The organism is Nocardia cyriacigeorgica (assembly GCF_010868145.1).
Lineage (GTDB): Bacteria > Actinomycetota > Actinomycetes > Mycobacteriales > Mycobacteriaceae > Nocardia > Nocardia cyriacigeorgica_D.
Genome location: NZ_JAAGUY010000012.1, coordinates 62,497 through 79,818 on the forward strand (window position 1 = coordinate 62,497; position 17,322 = coordinate 79,818).

A 17,322-nucleotide genomic window follows, 5' to 3' on the forward strand; every position below is an offset into this window, starting at 1 on the left:
CCGCGCGTTAGAGAAAGTCACTGTCTCTAGAGAGTGACTTTAGGGATCCATTTTCAGACAGTCAATGTCTGTTAGACAGCAACATGCTTCAGAGAGTGACTTTCTGATAACCTGCCGACATGAGCGGACTTCGCGAGCGCTGGCGGCTCAAAGCCATGCACACCGTCCAGGAATGCGCCCTCGACCTGTTCGACGAGAAAGGGTTCGGCGCGGTCACCATCGACGAGATCGCGGCCGCCGCCGAGGTCTCCCCGTCGACGGTCTACCGCCTGTTCGGCACAAAGGAAGGCATCATCGTCGCCGATGAGTTCGACAACCTGAGCGCGGAGGAGATCGAAGAAGTCGTGGACCCCCGCGATCCCATCAGCAGCCTGATCCGCTCCGTGCGTGCCGACGAATCCGCAACGGACAGCGCGCCCGCCGACGACGACACTCCCCCCGACAGCGGCCCGTGGCGCAGGGTCCGCTATCACTTCACCGAACCGTCAGTGCGCATGGCGGCCTGCGCCTCGGCCGACCGCACCAGCCAGCGACTGACCCCCGTGATCGCCTCGACCGGACTGCTGACCGAAACGCAGGCGCGCGTCGCCACCAATGCCCTGGTCTTCGGCTACTTCGCCGCCCTCGAACAGTGGTACCTCGACGGCGGCGACCGCCCCATTGCCGACTACGTCGAGGACGGCCTGCGCCCGCTACGCGCTATCTGGCCGTCCACCGACCAGGAGGATTCCGCGTAGTCGCGCTCATCCACCCATCTTCACGATCCGTGTGTTCTGGAACGTCGTGAACAGCCAGCCGTCTGCCGTTCGTACCGCAGTGCGGGTTTGCACGGACAGGTCCTCAGGGCGACACACCTGCGCGCCATCGCGAAGAACGCATACTCCGTACGTCACCAGGACGGCCGTGTCGGGGGTCGGGAATCGGAGGGTGATCCGTTCCGGTTCGGAGAGCCGGGTGCCGCGCATGAAACCGTCGAATCCCTCCTGCATGACGGACGCGAGTTCCCTTCTGCCCTGGATGAATTCGCCGATGACGGAAACGAAGTCAGCGTCATCGGTGAAGGTCGCCGCGAATGCGCTGCCGTCGCCTGCGGCCCATGCGGCGCATTGGGCGGTGAGCAGCTCCCGCAGGGCCCGCTCATCGACGCTTCCAGCATCGGTCTCGGTAGCTGCTCGTACCGCGTTACCGGTCATTTCTCCTCCTACATTGTGGTTTTTTCTGCATCGGCACCCCGGCGGCGAGCCGCCGGGGTCGGCTCCGTCGCCGGCAGGTCAGCGCGACCGACCATTCGGGCCGGCCTGCCGAAGACCGCTGTACTCGGCCCCCGCGAAACCCGCGACGATCAGCGCACCGAACAGCAGGAAGGCCACTCCTGGCCCGGTGAGGTCGATCAGCCCGGAGAACGCCAGCACCGTCATCCCCACAGCCGACGCGCCGTTCACCGCGACCACCGCGGCCGCATGCCGACCACTTATCGCCGGATATCCGGCGATCAGCAGCAACGCGAGTCCGCCGCCGATCATCGCGACCCCGAACGGGATCGACCAGGAGGTCGGCAGTCCGAGCGGGTCGCGCAGTGGGATCGCGCCGGCCAGCATGATCGCCCCGAATGCGCCGGTGGCCCAGCCGTCGACTCGCAGCGCGAGCCGCAGTCGGTCGGGTGCGGCTGGTTCGGTGTGCTCGTTCAACACAATGCTCATGGCGTGTCCTGTCTCGTGATCGGTCCTGCGGCGCCCCGCCTTGTCATTCCGCCTGGTCGGCTGACGAGATCGCGCCTCGGTTCCGGCACCACTGTGCAACGGCGAGGTCATCGGCTCAATAACCTCAGAGGTCATGGCGGCACCTCTGTCGAATCGGCTAGCGTGCACACAATGACCTCCACACAGCTCACCGCACCGTCGAGGGTCGGTGGTCTACTGCGGGAATGGCGGCAGCGGCGCCGGCTGAGTCAGCTGGATCTGGCGCTGGCGGCCGATACCTCCGCGCGACATCTGTCGTATCTGGAGACCGGACGGGCGCAACCGAGCCGCGCGATGATCCTGCGGCTGTCCGACACCCTGGATGTGCCGCTGCGCGAACGCAATACGCTCCTGCTCGCGGCCGGCTTCGCTCCCGCGTATCGGGAGAGCAGCCTCGACGACGCCGAATTGTCCGCGGTGCGTTCCGCGCTGGACACGATGCTCACCGCGCACGAACCGTATCCTGCGGTGGTGGTGGACCGGCTGTGGAATGTGGTCACCGGCAACCGCGCGATGGGCATCCTCACCCTCGGCGTCCCCGAACACCTGGTGACGCCGGCGCCGAACGTCTACCGGCTCGTCCTGCATCCCGAGGGCTTGTCCGCACGCCTGACCAGCCCGAACCAGGTGCGGGAACTGTTCCTCGACCGGCTGGCCCGGCAGGTCGGCGCGACCGGCGACCCGCAGCTACGCGCCCTCTACGACGAGGTCGCGGCGTACCCGGTCCCCGAGGCGCTCGACGATGACGAACCCGGTCAGCCGAGTCCTTTCCAGTTCCCGATCCGGGTCCGCACCCCGACCGGCGTGTTGTCGATGTTCTCCACCATGGCCACCTTCGGTGCGCCGGCCGATGTCACCTTGTCCGAACTGGCCATCGAATTGTTCTATCCGCTGGACGAATTCACCGCGGCAGCCTTCCGCGCCGCGGAATTCCCCGACGCGGCCCCTTGGTGAACCCGGCCGCGGCCTCCGCATGCGCCGCGCGTGAAGGCGGACGTACCGCGCCCGGGGTTCATCACCCGCGTACGTAGTGGAAGCCGCTGCGGCACACTCACACCGCAGCGGCTCCGTTCACACGTCGAGCATGCCTTCGCTGAACTCACGATCCAGATCCGGGTCGGCCGCCGACACGGCAGCGTCCAGCTGCATACCGACCTCACCGACATGCGGTTCGGTCATCATGTGCAGATGATCGCCGGGAACCGCGACCACTTCGAATCGGCGTCCCGCGTACTGCTCCCAGCCGTTGTTCTGGCTGTCGAACATGGTTCCGATGGTCTGGTGCGCGATATCGAAGCCGCGCGGGATGCCGTCGGTGGCCCGCAGCAGGGTGATATCGCGGTCGAACACCGACGGCTCGTACTCGATCAGCGCCGTGTAATTGGCGTGGAACACCTCGTACAGCCGTCGAATCGACTGTGCAGGACTACCTTCGGGAAGGATGCCGGAGCGGATCGCCTCGGCGAGCATGGCATCGAACAGTTCCGCCGAATCGTGGACGTCCGGTTCGAATTCACCGAGGGCGCTCTCGTTGCCGCGCGCGTACCAGAGCAGTTCGAGGAAGAACCAGCGAATCAGCTTCTCTTCGGGAATGGGTTCGCGCGATTGCCGCCGCAGCGCCATGGTGTCGAGCAACGTCACGCTGGCTACTTCGTGGTCGGGCAGCCTGCGCCCCATCTCCAACGCCACATACCCACCGAACGACCAACCCGCCAGATGGTAGGGGCCTTCCGGATGTACCCGCCGCACCGCGGCGATGTAGGAATCGGCCATCTCACCGACCGAGGTCAATGGTGTGCTTCCGGTGTCGGCGCCGGCCGACTGCAACCCGTAGACGGGGCGATCCGAATCCAGATACTTGGCGACCGCCAGGTAGCACAGGACGTTGCCGCCGATCGGATGCACCAGGAACAGCGGCGGTTTCGTGCCCTCGGGCTGGATCGGCACCAGTGGATCGAAACTGGTGTGGGTGTCCCCCGCGCGGATCAGCTCGGCCAGTCCCGCTGCGGTGGGCGCGGCGACGAATGCGCTCATCGGCAGGTCGATCCCCCAGCGCCGCGACAGCCCCATCACCACGCGCATGGCGCCGATGGAGGTGCCGCCCATGGCGTAGAAGTCGTCGTCGGGGCCCATGGACGGTAGTCCGGCGTATTCGGCGAGCAACTCCATGGCCGAACGCTCGATATCGTCGACCGGCCCCCGGTTCGGCTGCGCCTGGTCGACGACGCCGACCACCGGCAATGCGAGCAGCGCGCGATCGTCGCGTTTACCGCTGGGGGTGCGCGGCATCGACTCCACCCACTGGAACCTCGACGGCACCATATGCGCGGGCAGGACTGACCGCAGCGCCGCACGCAACGCCGTGAGGTCGGTCGATTCGGCATCACCGACAAGGAAGGCCACCAGCGCACCATCGATGCCGCCGAACCCGCGCGCCACCACAGCCGCCTCGGTGAGCCCGGGGAAATGCTCGACCAGCCCGAGGATGCTCAATTCGACCTCGGCGGGCTCGACCCGGTACCCGCGAATTTTCACCTGACTGTCGCTGCGGCCAAGGCACACGATATCGCCCGAGCGCAGCCGCACACCCAGATCACCGGTGCGGTAACGGATCGCACCACCCGGTGCGGCGACGAAGCGTTGCGCGGTGAGACCGGGCATCGCCTCGTACCCGCGTGCCAGCGAGCGTCCGCCGATGTAGAGCTCACCGACGACACCGTCAGGCACCGTCCGCAACCGGCGGTCAAGCAGGTCGGCGGTGTCGCCGTCGACGGTGCGGCCGATGGGCGGCAGCACCGGAAATGCGCTTTCCGGGCCCGTGAGCGTATAGGTGGTCGCCACATGGGTTTCGGTGGGACCGTACTGATTTTCCAGCAGCAGGCCGGGGATGGCCGCGCGCAGCGCCCGGATCTCGTCGGTGATGCGCAACTGCTCACCCGAGGACGCGAGCACCTTCAAGGCGGTCGGGTAGATCTGCCGCACCGACGCCGCCTCCGCGAACGCCTGCAACGCCACATAGGGCAGGAAGACCCGCTCGATCTCCTCATCGGCGACGGTGCCGAGCAGATCGTCCATATCGGCGCGCAGGTCACGCTCGCTCACCCGCAGTGTCGATCCGGCCGCCAGGGTCGTGAAAATTTCCTGGAACGCCACGTCGAAGCTCAATGGCGCCGCCTGCAGGGTGCTGGCCAGCCCTGCGCCGGAATCGGCGCGCAGCTGCCAGTCGACCAGCGCGGTCAGACCGCGATGCGGCATGGCCACACCCTTCGGCTCACCGGTGGAGCCAGAGGTGAACAGCACATACGCCGTTGTTTCCGGATGCACCGGTGCGAATCGCGGCGCCGGGGCGTCCGACGGTCCGGCCGGGGCGGTGAGCTCGGCGGAGTCGAGCACCAGCGCGGGATCGTCGACCAGATCGAGGTGTTCGGCGTCGACGACCACACGGTGCGGCCGGGCCCGTTCGATCATCAGATTCAGCCGGGCCCGCGGATAGCGCACGTCCAACGGGACACTCGCCGCGCCGATCCGGGCGACCGCGAGCACCAGCGCCACCAACCGCGGGGTACTGCGGCCGATGATCGCCACCTTCGACCCGGCGCGCACGCCCTGTGCGAGCAGCCGGGCCGCGATGACATCGCTGCGGGTCACGAGTTCGTCGTAGGTCCAGACGGCGTCGTCGGAGGCGATGGCGATCTCGTGTGGACGCACCGCCGCCACCTCGGCGACCAGCGAACCGACATCGCGACCGGACACCCAGTTCGCGCCGGGATCGACCGCGGCGTCCGGATTGTCCACCAGCGCGGCCAGCATCCGCAGTTCGGTGAGTGCGAGGGTTTCGCACTGCTGGGCACCGATCGCCCCGTCACCGTCGACCCGCAACCACATCCGCCCGTCACGTGGATCGGTGGCGGCGGTGACCAGCAGCTGGAAGTTGGTCTCCTCACGAATGTCGATGTCGTCCAACCGCACCCGATCGGTGCCGAGGATCGTCTGGAACTGGTGGTAGTTGACGTAGTTGAACGCCGTCTCGAAGACCGGTCCGCCATGGTCGGCCATGATCGAGCGCAGTGGGTAGCGCCGATGCGGATAGGCGTCGCGGTCGCGGCGCACCACCTGATCGACGGCATCGCGCCACGTCGTCACGGTGGCGTCAAGGCGCATCGGCAGCGTGTTGAGGAACAGTCCGGCCAGGCTTTCCGCACCCGCGCGGTCGGGGCGGCCGTGGCTGACGACGCCGGTGGTCACATCGCCGCGCCCGGACAGCAGCCGCAGCGCCAGCAGATGCGCGGACAGGTAGACCGACTTCTCCGGGACCTGGTGCCGCGCGGCGAAGTCCGCGATCCGCGCGGTGAGCCGCCGCGGCACCAGGGCACGTGCCCGCCCCGGTGCGTGCCGTTGCGGCTGATGCGCTGCCAGGGCGGTCAGTGCGGTCGCCTCGGCTCCGGCCAATGCCTCGCGCCAATAGGTACGTGACGACTCCCGCTGCGTAGCGATCAGTTCCGCTTGTGCGTACTCGGCGAGCGCGGCCGCCGGATGTGCGGTGTCGTCGATGCCGGTGTCCAGGACGCCGAGTGCGTGCAGATAGTCACGTAGCAGTTCGAGCACCGAAGTCGCCACGCTCCAGCCGTCGAGGATGGCGTGGTGGAAGCTGAGCACCAGGTCGACCGCGACGGTGTCGGTGGCCGGTTCGGGGGCGCGCAGGAACACGCGCAGGGCGTGCAGCGGCGCCTGATCGATGGCGAAGCGGGCGTGCCTGCGTTCCTGGATGTAGTCCTCGACCTGCCGTTCAGCAGCGGCTTCGGCGATGGTGGTGAGGTCGACCACCGCATAGTCCGGGTCGATCTCCGGGTGCACGATCTGCAGCGGCACCGAGAACTTCGTCATCTCGAACGACGACCGCAGCGCAGGTTGACGCCGCAGCAGCCGATCGAACGCCGTCCGAAACTGCCTCTCCTGCCATGGAATTCGCAGCCGGTACCGGAACACGTCCTTATAGGTGACCGAATCGGCGCGTTCGAGACTGTGGAAGAGCATGCCGAGCTGCAAGGCAGTGGCCGGGAAGGCGTCCTCGGCGCGGTGCAGTGCGGCGTGATCGACCAGCGGCACCGTCGCCAGCCGGGCGGTGATCGGTTCCGGCGCCCGCTCGGCGCCGTCGGCGATCACCTCGGCCAGCTCGGCAATGGTCGGGCGTTGGTAGAAAGTGTCGACGTCGAAGCGCAGGCCGGCGCGCTCGGCGGCGGTGCGCACCGACAGCGCGAGGATCGAATCACCGCCGTGGGTGAAGAAATTGTCGTGCACACCGATCGAGTCGACGCCGAGCGTCGCCGACCAGACCCGCACGAGCGCGGCCTCCACCTCGTTGCGCGGCTCCCCCGAACCAGTGGTGTGACCCACCGGCTGGTGCTCGGCGGCGGCCTGAGCCAGAGCGCGACGATCCAGTTTGCCATTGCGGGTGACCGGAATCCGCTCCACTCGCACCAGCCGGGTGGGCACCATGTACTTGGGCAGCCGGGTGCCGAGTTCGGCCGCCAGCCGGTCGGTCGTCGGTTCGGTGCCGGACTCGCCGACGTAGTAGCCGACCAGGTATACCCCGTGCGTCGTGGACTTCTCGTCGACGACGGCCGCCGCACGAACTCCAGCGCAGTCGAGCATCGCGTTCTGCACCTCGCCGAGGGTGACGCGGTTGCCACGCACCTTCACCTGGTCGTCGAACCGGCCAAGGTATTCGATCTGGCCGTCGGGCAGCCAGCGCACCAGATCGCCGGTGCGATAGCGGCGCCGACCCGACACCGTCAGGTCGTGCACGAACGACGCGGCGGTCAGCTCATCGCGACCGCGGTAGCCGCGCGCCACACCGACACCGGCGATATTGAGTTCACCGGGTACACCGGGAGGCAACCTGCGACCGTGCTCGTCGAGCACCAGCAGGTCGATGTTCTCGATGGGCCTGCCGATGGGCACCACGTCGAGCGGTTCGTCGTCTGGGCAGTCGAAGTAGGAGACGTCGACTGTCGCTTCGGTCGGCCCGTAGAGGTTCACCAACCGCGGCGCAGTCACACCCGCGGCGGTGAACAGCGCGTGGAATCGCCGTACCAGCGCGGGCGGCAGCGCCTCACCGCTGCAGAAGACCCGCCGCAGCGTGGCGACGCGGTCGACGGCCGCGCGGTCGCTCTCCAGTTCGTCGACGAAGGCCGCCAGCATCGACGGCACGAAATGCAGCACCGTCACCGCATCGTTGTCGATGGCGGCGATGATGCGGCGCGGATCGCGCTCGCCGCCTGCCTCGAGCAACGCCACCCTTGCGCCGGTGATGGCCCACCAGAACAGCTCCCACACCGACACATCGAAAGTCGCGGGCGTCTTCTGCAGAATGACGTCCTGCACGCCCAGCGGATACCGGCGCTGCATCCAGTTCAAACGGTTGACCACCGAGCGATGCTCGATCATCACGCCCTTGGGTTTACCGGTCGACCCCGAGGTATAGATCAGATAGGCGAGATCGGCAGGATGTGAACGGTTTTCGACCTTCACCGGGCGCGCCTGGCCGGGGTGGACCCGGATCACACCCAGCCGGTCGAACACCGCCTGATGTTCGGGCCCGGCCACCACGAACCGTGCACCGCAGTCGGCCAGCACGGTCTCGATGCGGGTCGCCGGGAATTCCGGATCCAAGGGCACATACGCGCAGCCGGCCCGCAGGATGCCGTACATGGCGATCAGCATCTCCGGCGAACGCGGCAGCACCACGGGAACGCATTCGTTGCCGGTGGCGCCGAGCTCGAGCAGCCGGTCCGCGAAACCGTCTGCCCGCTCGGCCAACTCGGCGTAGCCGAGCCGTGTGCCATCGGCGGCGATAACGGCCGTGCGCGCCGGATGCGCGGCCGCCTGCTCGGCGAAGAGCCGGTCAAGCGTCGTATACGGGAACTCCGCGCGCGGCCCCGCCTCGAACTCGGCGACCCGGTGCGCTGCCCGTGGCGCCAGCAACGGCAGCGCCGAGACCGGCTGGGTCGGATCGGCCAGCGAGGCCTCGATCATGGTGGCGACGCTGTCGATGGCGCTGCCGATCGGATAGGCGGCGTCGAAGACGTCCAGGTCGTAGATCAGCTGCATACTCAGTGAACCGTCGCGCTGGTGTTCGATGGCGACGATATTGAGTGCCTGCAGGCAGGAGCCGGCATTGGGCAGCCGCAGCCGCTCCATGATCTGATCCAGATGGTCAGAGGCAGGCAACCGCATATACGAATACGACACATCGAACAGCGGTGGAGCGGACGGATCTTCGGCCAGCGCGCGCATCAGGTCGCCGTAGGCGAAGCGCTGCCTTTTCTTCAATGCCTTGATCTGGGCCGCCACATCCATGGCGACATCGGCCAGCGTGCGCTCGCCGCCGACCCGGACCCGAACCGGCAGCATGTTCGTGACATGCCCGCCCGCGGCGATCGCCACCGGTGTGTCGCGGTTGAGCATCGGCACACCGAGCATCACCTCGTCGGTGCGGTGCACCGCGCACAAGTAGGCGCCGAGCGCGGCAGCCGAGTAGGCGAACGATGAGGTTCCGGTGGCGCGCAACCGATCCAGATACTGCTTGTCCAAGCGCACCACTCGATGCCCGCGCGCAGCCGTCGGCGCCGCCGTGCGGGTGAACAGTGCGGGGATCGCGTCACCGACATGTTCGAGCAGCGCGTCACGGTCGGCATTCCACTCCGCCGAAAAGCGATACTCCCGTTCAGCGGTGAGCAACTCCTGATACGAGGGCAGCGGCTGGGTGAACTCCTGCCCGTCCCCGCTCAGGAAATCCAGGATCAGATGGGCGAGCAGCATGTTCAATGCCCAGCCGTCGGCGTTGGCGTGCAGCACCCGGATGAAGATGTGGAAGTCGGCCGGATCATCGACAAGGACCGCCACCGCCAGATTGCCGTCACCCACGATGGGCTGCGCCGATGCGGCGCGCATCCACCGGGCGCACGCGTCGGCCGGATCCGGTTCACCGGTGAAATCGACGTGCTCGAGCACGGGTTCGGTCTCGGAAACCCACTGCAGGAACTCGCCGTCGACAAGTTCGAAACGCAACCGCAGCGCGTCATTGCGGCGCACCGCCCGGTGCAGCACCTCCCGCATCCGCGCCACATCCAGCGGCCGGTCGACATCACCCTGCACAGCCAACTGAGACACCGGTTCCGGAGCGAACCGGAACGCGGCGGACAGGACGTCACGCTGGTAGGCGGTGACCGGCCAGCGAGGTAGGCCGGGTTCCTCCGCTTCCGCCGGTGTCGTCTCGGAAATCACGGTAGCTCCTCGTGCGGCCAGGTGCGGACCCTGCCGGCGTCGGTGGGTCACGGACTGTGATCACGCGGGTACGCCAGAGCAGTCGTCCGCATCGATCGAAAGGTTGTGGCGATGACGGCCCGGAGACTGCAGGGCCGCCTCGCGGTTGTCGGACGGTGAACGATCTGTCTCAGATCGCCGACAGCAGCGCCAGGATGCTCTCGTCGGCGAGCAGTTCGGCACGTTCGGTCGACACCGCAGGCTCCACGTAGCCGACGTTGAACGACAGCTGACCGTGCGTGGCGTTCGCCGTCGCCATGATGAAACCGCTCACCGACATGCCGGAGACGAACTGTGCCTCCGACAGTCGCCAGGCGCCGATCTTGTCCGGAACCTCGTACTGTCCCAGGTAGGTCATGCACAGGTGGCCCGGGCCGCGGCTGTCCATCAGCTTCACCGTCGAAGCGCTGGCCGCCACCGACTTCGGGCCGACCGCCTGCAGCAGGTTCAGCGCCGACATATGGTCCCGGCGCGCCATCCGGGCACGGTAGGCACCGTCGATCTCCTCGGCCAGCTGCCACAGCGACGCCCACGGCGCGTAGGTCGCCATCGTGGCGATCATGCCCTGGTAGGAACCGACTTCCGCGTCGGAGACCACACCGTCGAGATGCGAGCGGAAGTTCACCGAACTGCCCACCGTGTACGGTGCCGCACCCGTGGTGCCCGCCTCCCTGGCCGCCCCGACCAGCAATGCCGCCGACAGCACCGACTGCAGGCTCACCCCACGCGCGGTACAACCGGCCAGCAGTGCGTCGAGCCGGTCACCGTCGAGCGAACGGTGCACGACCCGGCTGCGACGCTGAGCGGGCGGCACCAGGGTGGTCGGTTCCAGCCGCCGTGGCCTGCGCAGTTGAGCCAGCTGATCACGGACCTGCGCGCCGATCATCTTGCGAGTTCCGCTGCCGCCCCGGTACTTCGCCGGAAACAGCTGCTCCGGCCCCGGACGCACCGGACTGGGCGGCAGCTCGCCCGCTTCGCCCGCGGCGACCTGCAGGATCTGCCCGGCCACGGTCATGGCCGATTCACCGTCGGCGATCGAGTAGTGCATGGTGACCACCAGGTCGGCGGTCTCACCCGCCGGATCGGTGATCAGCACCGCGCGGGCCAGCGGGCCCTGCTGCCAATCGAACGGCTCGCGCAGCTCGACGTCATCCGTCTCGGACAGCCAGGCATCGGCGGCGGCGGATTCGACGACGCGCAATGGCAGCGGGCAGTCCGTGGGAACGAACGATGGTTCGGTGCCATCCGGTTTCGCGGCGATCGCTACCCGCAACAACGGGTGTCGGCGCTGCACTTCGTCCAGGCCCACCCGGATCTGCTCGGCGGTGACGGTGCCGTGCACCCGCACCCGCGACAGAATGTGCAGCGGAGCCAGTTGATCGGCAATCCAGTGCCAGCGCTCCATCGGCGACAGCGCGCGCGGCAGGTCGACGCTCGGTCCACCCAGTTCGGGGAAGCCCATCGGCTTGGCCAGGTTGGTCAGGAAGAACGCTTCGGGCGCACGCCGGAAGTAGGTGTCGCGTAGCGCGACAGCCTTGTCGTTATCGGTCTGCTCGACCTTGGCCAGCTGCGCGGAACCATTGACGAACATGGCGCTGCGGTCGGCGCGCAACTGCTCGTAGCGCCGCAGCCCGGCCACCGGGTCGAGGGAGCTGGCCAGCGTATTCGCCAGCACCACGGCATCTTCGATCGCCGAGTTCGCGCCCTGTCCCAGACTGGGCAGCATCGGATGCGCGGCATCGCCGAGCAGGGTGACGCGGCCGCGGCCGAGTTCGGCCAGCGGCGGACGGTCCTGCGCGGGTACCGCCAGCACGTCGGACCATTCGGTCTGCTCGATGCAGGCCCGCACCTCCGGCGCCCAACCGGCATACAGTCGCAGGAGGTCGTCTTTGGTGCCCTGCCAGTTGGCGGCTTCCGCACCCGGCATGGTCATGGTGCCCCACCAGTAGACCCGGCCATGGCCGATGTCGTGGATGCCGAAACGCATTCCGGTGCCCCAGTAATGGGCGGACGCACCGCGCGGGACGCGCGGATGCTCGAACGGGACGCAGGCCAGCCAGCACACGAAGTTGCCCGGCCGCGGCTCGGTGCGACCATGTAGCTGGGCGCGCACCATCGAGTGGATGCCGTCGGCGCCGATCAACAGATCGCCTTCGGCTTCGCGGCCGTCGGCGAACTCGACTCGCACACGGTCACCGTCATCGATGAAACGCGTGGCCTGCGCACCGGTGAACGTCGGCGTATCGCCGATCGCGCGCACCAGCGCGGTATGCAGATCGGCGCGATGCAGCGCAACCGCGGGCGCGCCGAGCCGGGCATCGAGTTTGTAGACGGGCAGCTCCCGGATCAGGGTGCCCTCCGGCTTGCGGAACTGGAAGGTCTCGACGCGACCACCGCGTTCGAGCAGTTCGGTGTCGATGCCGAGGTCGAGACTGCGCAGTGCGTTGATCCCATTGGCCTGTACCGAAAGACCGAATCCCTTGGCCCGCAGCTCGGGTCCCGCCTCGTAGAGCTCGACCCCGAACCCGGCATGTCGCAGTGCGGCGGCAGTGGTGAGTCCGCCGATCCCCGCCCCTAGTACAACGACCTTGATCGGACTGCTCATCGAACCTGCACTCTCATAGACCGATAGGCGGCGCAGAACGGAATCTTCCCTCGAAACCGCTGGTGAGCAGCATTACTCGCCGATCGTCACCCCCGACAGCGCTGACCGGGAAACCAACACCCTTCCCCGGTCAGGCAGGCCGTGCGGGACGCCTGTGCCTGACCGATCCGAAGCGTACCGCGATCCTCTAAATTCGACCAACGCAACTATGATTCGCGCACAAATGTTGTTGGTATGCGCAATTACGTTGGAGTTCGGCAGGATTCGCCGCACACGCTGGGCGTTAACGGGTTCCTCCAAAACAACTCACGCACCGCGTGAGGGCACAGCGCATCAGTTGCCGGGGCAAGATTTATAGATAGCTCGTATCGTTGACCAGTCGCACCGAGGACCCGCCGTCGGGATAGAACTCGGCGATAGACAGCGACGCCAGGTCGAGATGTAGCCGGTAGAGCAGGGAGGGGCCGACACCGAGGGCGAGCTGCAGCAGCGTCTTGATCGGTGTGACATGGCTCACGACAACGAGATTCGCGCCGGGGTACAACGCGACGAGATCACGGCGCGCCGCCTCCACCCGCTCGCGCACCTGGTCGAAGCTCTCGCCGTTGGGCGCGGGCAGCGATGGATCGCCGAGCCAGTCGGAGTGCAGCTGTGGATCGCGTTCGACGGCTTCGGCGAAGGTCAGCCCTTCCCAGTCGCCGAAATCGGTTTCGATGAGGCCGTCACAGATCTGCGTCGGGACACCGAGCGCGGCGGCCGCGGCCTCGGCTGTTTCCTTGGCACGGCCTAGTGGTGAGGTGACCACCGCGGCGATATCACCCTTGGCGGCCAGCATCTTCGCGGCCCGCGCGGCCTGGTCGCGACCGAGGGCGGTGAGCGGCGGATTGCCGCGACCGGAGTAGCGGCGTTCGATCGACAGTTCGGTCTGGCCGTGGCGCAGCAACAGGAATCGGGTCGGGCGACCTGAGAGGCCGGTCCAGCCGGGAGGTGGTTCCTTCGCGGTCACGAGGCGTTCATCCGGGCGCGTGGGCGCGGTCACCGAACCGTCCTCCGAGCGCGACGCTTCGCGGACTTCGTCGATCCAGCTCGGCTGGTCGCGTTCGGAGCCGGCACCCGTGGCGACCGTTCCGCCGGGCACACTCGTCGATCCGTCCGCGTCCGCTCGCGATTCACTGCCGGACTCGGCTGCGGGGCGAACTGCCGACCCACCGAGCGCGGTCGGTGCGTGCCCGGCCTCACGCGCGGCGCGGACCTCGTTCACGAGCCCGCCATCGTCCATCGCCTCGTTGGCGAGACGGTCGGCGTGCGAATTCTCTTTACGCGGGATCCAGCGGAAGCTCACCCGATCGAATCCGGCGACCAACCGTTTCGCGCGGTCGGCCAGCGGGATCATCGCCGCGTGCTTGACCTTCCAGCGGCCCGACATCTGTTCGACGACCAGTTTGGAATCCATCCGCACCGACACCTCGCGGGCGCCGAGTTCGGTGGCGGCTTCCAAGCCCGCGATGAGTCCGCGGTATTCGGCGACGTTATTGGTGACGACGCCGAGGTACTCCTTGCGTTCGGCGAGGACATGCAGGTGATCGGCGTCGAAGACGACGGCACCGTACCCGGCGGGGCCGGGGTTGCCGCGGGAGCCGCCGTCTGCCTCGACGATCACCTCACGCACGGACACCACCGCCACCTCCTCGCCTTGCGTTCACGAACCCGAACTCACAGACCGGACTCTTTGGTCCGGACCATGATCGCGCCACATTCGGGGCAGCGCACCACGACGTCCGGTTCGGTTTTGGCGATGCGGGCGATCTCGCCGCGATCGATTTCGATCCGGCAGGCGCCGCAGCGGCGGGCTTGGAGCAGCGCGGCGCCGACACCGTGCTGTGCGCGCTGACGGTCGTAGATGGCCAGCAGTTCGTCCGGGAACGCTCCCACCAACTCGGCGCGATCGTTGTCGCAGCGGTTCTGCGCCACGTCCAGATCGGCCAGTGCCTCGTCGCGGGCGCGATTGGCGGTTTCCAGGTCTTCGTCGGCCTTGCTCAGCCTGGCGCCGGCATGGTCGTGGTCGGATGCGGACGCCTCACGCCGCTCCATCACCTCGAGCAGATCGTCCTCGAGCACCGAGCGGCGCCGCTCCAGGCTGCCGAGCTCGTGCTGGAGCTCGGAGAGCTGCTTGGCGCCGACGGAACCGGAGGTGAGCATGCCGCGGTCGCGTTCCTCGCGCTTGCGGACCGCCTCGATCTCGCCTTCGAGTTTGCGGATATCGCGGTCAAGGTCGTCCAGCACGATCTCCACGGCCACCGCGGCGTCTTTCTGCGCATTGCGCTCGGCTTCCAGCCGCGTGACCTCCTGCTGCTCGGGCAGCACGGTGCGCCGGTGGGCGATTCGCGTCAGCTCGGCGTCGACGGCGGCGAGCTTCAGCAGCTTGGCCTGGATCGGTGGTTCGACATTCAACGCGGACAAACTCCTGACAACGCTGTGGACGGATAGGAGCTCAACCGTACCGCGCCGACCTGCCGATTCCGGCCACACGTGGTGATCGGGCCGGAAGCGGGACCATCGGCCCTCGACGTCGTCGAGGGCTCACCTGCGCGCCAGGGCAGCGAACTGCACGCTCGCGCCGACGAACCCCGCCGCCCCGAGACCCACGCACCAGACCACCGCGGCACCGGCGTAATCGCCTGCCCCGGTTCCGTCGAGCAGACCGCGCACCGTCTCGACCACCGGGGTCGCCGGCTGGTGTTCGGCGAAGCCGCGCAGCCAGCCGGGCATGGTCGAGACCTGCACGAACGCGCTGCTGATATACGGGATGAACATGATCGCGTAAGTGAGCCCGCCCGCCGCCTCTGGATTCTTGGCGACCAGGCCGAGCGCGACCGCGACCCAGCACACCGCGGTGACGAACAGCGCGATCATCAGCACCGCCGCCAGCCAGCCGAGCGGGCCGGCCTCGGGCCGGTACCCGAGCACCACCGCGACCGCGACCGCGATACCGATCGCGACCATATTGCGGGCCACGCCCTCCGCGACGTGGCCGGCGAGCACCGCCTGGCGGAACATCGGGAGCGTACGGAATCGGTCGACGCTGCCGTTGGTCATATCCGTCGAGACGCCGGTGGCGGTGATGGAGGAGGCGAAGCCCGCACACAGCAGCATGATGCCCGGCACCACATAGTTCAGATACGAGCCACCGACGTTGATCGCACCGCCGAACACATAGGTGAACAGCAGCATGATCAGGATCGGCATGAGCAGCGAGATGATCAGCGTGTCCCGGCTGCGCAGCGTTTTGCGGGCGCTGCGCCGGAACATGGTGGCCGTATCGGCGACGACGTGCCCGATCACCGGCCCGCGGCCTCGATGATCTCGGCGGCCCGTGCGCTCGCGCCCTCGGTGGTGAGGGTGGTAGCGAACCGCGTCGCTCGGGCCTTGCACTCGAGAGTCAGCACCGACCGCAGCTTTTCCTCCAGCCGGGCGGCGGTGAGTTGGGTGAACCGCAGGTGCGCGCCGACGCCGAGCCGCTCCACCTGCCCACCCCACATGGGTTGTTCGAACGACACCGAGCAGACCAGGGTCGGCAGTCCGGCGCGCAGGCTTTCGAACAGCGTCCCGATGCCGCCGTGGTGCACGGCCGCCGCGCAACGCGGAAAGACGACGTCGTGGGCGAAGGGTCCGACGATCTTGACATGCTCGCCGACCTCGGCGTCGACGTCCAGATCGCTCCACCCGACGCTCACCAGCGCCCGCACCCCCAACCGAGCCGCAACCTGCGACACCATGGCCAGCACGGAGGCGGTATCGCGGATGGGCATGCTGCCGAATCCGAAGAACACCGGCGGCTCGCCCGCCTCGACCCAGGCCAGGATGTCGTCGTGGTCGCCGGAGAGTTCACCGACGGCCTCGCGGGTCTGCCGGTCGAGGGTGAGGAATCCGGTGAACGGGCGCCGTGCACCCCACTCCTGTTCCAGTCCCGGCACCAGCGCCGGATCATAGATCTGGATTTCCGGAACCTTCGCCCTGGCGAGCACTGCGGCGGTGCTCGCCCACGATGTCGGCAGGCCGAGCCGGCCGCGCAGTTCGTTCAGGTAGCGCGCGAACACCACGCGGCGCAGGTTTTCGGCCAGCACCCAGGTGGTGCGGTTGACCAGTGCCGGCGGATCCCAGTGCGGCGGTAGCGCGCCGGGAAACGGATAACGGCTGTTGTGGCGGCACGGGTAGTAGTGCACGCTGACCAGCGGGACGTCCATCGCTTCGGCCACCGAGCTCGCGCGGTCCTCGGTGACGGTGGTGGCGACGATCAGTTCGGCGTCCGCGCAAACATCGATGACTTCCTGATTCATCTGCGCCGCGTATCCCGCCATCTGCTTCCCGACCATCTGCATCAGCCGGAAGGTACTACCTGCCGCCAAGGCCTGTTGCCCCTCGGGTGAGCTGTAGAGCTGTTGAATGTCGGGACCGCACGCGCGTGCGGTGAGCCCGGCGTCGGTGACGAAGTCGACCAGATTCGGTGGGGCACCGATCAGCACGTCATGCCCGCGACCTTCGAGTTCGCGCCCGAGCGCGACGATCGGCTGCACGTCGCCACGGGTTCCCGTGAGGGGGATGGCAATCTTCACTCGGCGCTTCTTTCGGTATCGTGCGTCGGTACAGTGACAT

Annotated in this window: 10 protein-coding genes; 2 read left to right on the forward strand and 8 right to left on the reverse strand. The window is 67.6% G+C overall.

Annotated elements, in window-relative coordinates:
- The first annotated feature begins 119 nt into the window (after nt 1-119).
- The gene (locus GV792_RS16015) at nt 120-737 is read left to right on the forward strand and encodes a TetR/AcrR family transcriptional regulator (RefSeq protein WP_163824914.1); all 618 of its coding nucleotides are present in this window, start codon (nt 120-122) and stop codon (nt 735-737) included.
- A gap of 6 nt (nt 738-743) precedes the next feature.
- Here GV792_RS16015 and GV792_RS16020 read toward each other — a convergent pair whose 3' ends face one another.
- On the reverse strand, nt 744-1,193 hold the full coding sequence (locus GV792_RS16020; protein WP_163824915.1) for an SgcJ/EcaC family oxidoreductase: 450 nt from the start codon (nt 1,191-1,193) through the stop codon (nt 744-746).
- Nucleotides 1,194-1,271: 78 nt separating this feature from the next.
- Nucleotides 1,272-1,700, reverse strand: a complete 429-nt coding sequence (locus tag GV792_RS16025; RefSeq protein WP_163824916.1) for a hypothetical protein — start codon at nt 1,698-1,700, stop codon at nt 1,272-1,274.
- 171 nt (nt 1,701-1,871) lie between these two features.
- Between GV792_RS16025 and GV792_RS16030 the strand changes: the two genes are divergently transcribed.
- Nucleotides 1,872-2,693, forward strand: coding sequence for a helix-turn-helix domain-containing protein (locus GV792_RS16030; protein WP_163824917.1), 822 nt, complete (start codon nt 1,872-1,874; stop codon nt 2,691-2,693).
- Between the two features lie 117 nt (nt 2,694-2,810).
- Here GV792_RS16030 and GV792_RS16035 read toward each other — a convergent pair whose 3' ends face one another.
- From GV792_RS16035 to GV792_RS16060, 6 genes are all read right to left on the reverse strand, one after another.
- Complete coding sequence (locus GV792_RS16035) at nt 2,811-10,025, reverse strand: amino acid adenylation domain-containing protein (RefSeq protein ID WP_163824918.1); 7,215 nt, start codon at nt 10,023-10,025, stop codon at nt 2,811-2,813.
- A 169-nt stretch (nt 10,026-10,194) separates the two neighbouring features.
- Entirely contained in the window at nt 10,195-12,669 is a 2,475-nt protein-coding gene (locus GV792_RS16040) for an FAD-dependent monooxygenase (protein WP_163824919.1), read from the reverse strand.
- A gap of 352 nt (nt 12,670-13,021) precedes the next feature.
- The gene (locus GV792_RS16045) at nt 13,022-14,338 is read right to left on the reverse strand and encodes a bifunctional RNase H/acid phosphatase (protein WP_163825010.1); all 1,317 of its coding nucleotides are present in this window, start codon (nt 14,336-14,338) and stop codon (nt 13,022-13,024) included.
- 44 nt (nt 14,339-14,382) lie between these two features.
- Nucleotides 14,383-15,120, reverse strand: a complete 738-nt coding sequence (locus GV792_RS16050) for a zinc ribbon domain-containing protein (protein ID WP_163824920.1) — start codon at nt 15,118-15,120, stop codon at nt 14,383-14,385.
- A gap of 129 nt (nt 15,121-15,249) precedes the next feature.
- Nucleotides 15,250-16,011: an ABC transporter permease gene (locus GV792_RS16055; RefSeq protein WP_163824921.1), complete on the reverse strand. Its 762-nt coding sequence runs from the start codon at nt 16,009-16,011 to the stop codon at nt 15,250-15,252.
- On the reverse strand, nt 16,008-17,282 hold the full coding sequence (locus GV792_RS16060) for a glycosyltransferase (RefSeq protein WP_163824922.1): 1,275 nt from the start codon (nt 17,280-17,282) through the stop codon (nt 16,008-16,010). The genes GV792_RS16055 and GV792_RS16060 overlap by 4 nt, the downstream gene beginning before the upstream one ends.
- Nucleotides 17,283-17,322 lie beyond the last annotated feature (40 nt).